The 1,619-nt window shown below is 73.2% G+C and carries 2 protein-coding genes; one reads left to right on the top strand and one right to left on the bottom strand.

The genetic code is table 11. From position 1 onward, the window contains the following. The first annotated feature begins 186 nt into the window (after window positions 1-186). Complete coding sequence (locus tag EHS43_RS44160; RefSeq protein ID WP_125196013.1) at window positions 187-1,095, top strand: glycoside hydrolase family 16 protein; 909 nt, start codon at window positions 187-189, stop codon at window positions 1,093-1,095. Here EHS43_RS44160 and EHS43_RS44165 read toward each other — a convergent pair. Continuing rightward, window positions 1,058-1,619, bottom strand: a 562-nt coding sequence (locus tag EHS43_RS44165) for an LLM class flavin-dependent oxidoreductase (protein ID WP_125196014.1), incomplete at its 5' end; no start/stop codon positions are given. The genes EHS43_RS44160 and EHS43_RS44165 overlap by 38 nt on opposite strands.

Genomic DNA, 1,619 nt, shown 5'->3' on the forward strand with positions numbered 1-1,619 from the left:
GGCGGGCCCTCCGCTTCGCGGCTCGTCGCAGGGATGGCGCCGCCGCGGGTGGCGGGCGAGGATGTCTTCTCGCGAAGTGCCGTCCACTCAGCCGCGGTTGATGGCCTTTCCCTTGTGGGGTGCGTCTTCAGAGGGTCCGGCGCGCGGTACGGGCGGACGGCGTCGGCCGCCTGAAGGAGCCTCGGAATGGGTTCACACGCAGCGCCGCACCGCCGCAGGGGCGTCCTGGTGACGGCCGCGAGCCTCCTCCTCGTCGGCGGCGGGCTCCTCGGCCTCCCCCGGGCCGACGGGGCCCCCGCTCCCGCCGACGCCTGCCGTACCACCGCCACATCTCTGCCCCGGGGCGACTGCGGGCCCTTCTGGCAGGTCCTCGCCGAGGACTTCAACGGCGACAGGGTGCCGCTGGGTTCGTTCAGCGACTGCGACCACGACGTCGACACCTCCGCGGCCCACTGCGGGGGCCTGACGGGGAAGTACCGCGACAACTGGTGGGCGTACCCGACGGGTTGGCCCGACACGGCCGCCGGCCGGGGGCGGGACGTGGTGGGTGTCTACCACCCGGAGGACACCGTGAGCGTCGGTCCCGCGGCGAACGGCGACGGACGCATGTCGATCCGGATGTGGCGGCCCGCGGACGGCGGCCCCGTGCACGCCGCGGCGCTGGTGCCGCGGGCGGTGATGCAGATGCAGTACGGCAAGTACAGCGCGCGCATCAAGGTCACGAAACTGGCTCCCGGCTACAAGTCCGCCTGGCTGCACTACGGCGGCGGTTGCGAGATGGACCACCCCGAGGGCGAGTGGACCGGCTCCCTCAGCTCCTTCCACCACCCCTGCGGCGGCGGTGAGCAGGGCTGGTTCCCGGGAAGCGACGACTGGACGCGGTGGCACACGGTGTCCACCGAGTGGACGCCGGGCCATGTGCGGTTCTTCGTCGACGGCCGGCAGACGGGTCATGACACCCGTGACGTGCCGGACCTGCCGCTGTCCTGGGTCCTCCAGAACGAGAGCGCCCTGGAGGGTCCGGGGGCGGCGCCGGGCAGCAGCGCACAGCTCGACATCACGTGGGTGGCGGCGTACGCGTACGGCTGGAAGTGACCGGTCGGGTCGAGGGGCCGACGAGTTCCTCGGCGGCCCATCGGGCGACGTGGGAGGGATAGGGGGACGGCAGGCCGAGGACGATGTGGGTGAAGCCCGCGTCGGTCGCCCCGGCGATCGCCGCACGGGTGGCGCCGGGGTGGTCGTAGGAGACCGGCAGGTGGATCGAGCGGGTGATCTCGGCGGGGTCGCGGCCGATCTCCGCGCAGTAGCGGTCCAGCAGGGCGCTGCGACGGGTCACGTCGCCGATGTCGCCGCCTGGGATGTTCCACAGGTCGGCGTGCCGGGCGGCGATGCGCAGGGTCGCGGACGAGCGGCCGCCGACGAGGATCGGGGGGTGCGGGCGCTGGACCGGCTTGGGGTTGGCGAAGGCGCCGGTGAGGTGGTGGTGGGTGCCGTGGTGGTCGAAGGGCTCCTTCTCGGTCCACAGCCGTCTGATCAGCCCACAGGCCTCGTCGAGGCTCCCCACGGCGTGCGCGGTGTCGTGGAAGGGCAGGCCGTGCGCCTCGTACTCGCGTCTGGCC

The sequence above is a fragment of the Streptomyces sp. RP5T genome (genome assembly GCF_003933965.1).
Lineage (GTDB): Bacteria > Actinomycetota > Actinomycetes > Streptomycetales > Streptomycetaceae > Streptomyces.

Coding starts and splice junctions, on each gene's coding strand:
- EHS43_RS44160 (WP_125196013.1), top strand. CDS start 187: ATGGGTTCACACGCAGCGCCGCACCGCCGCAGGGGCGTCCTGGTGACG.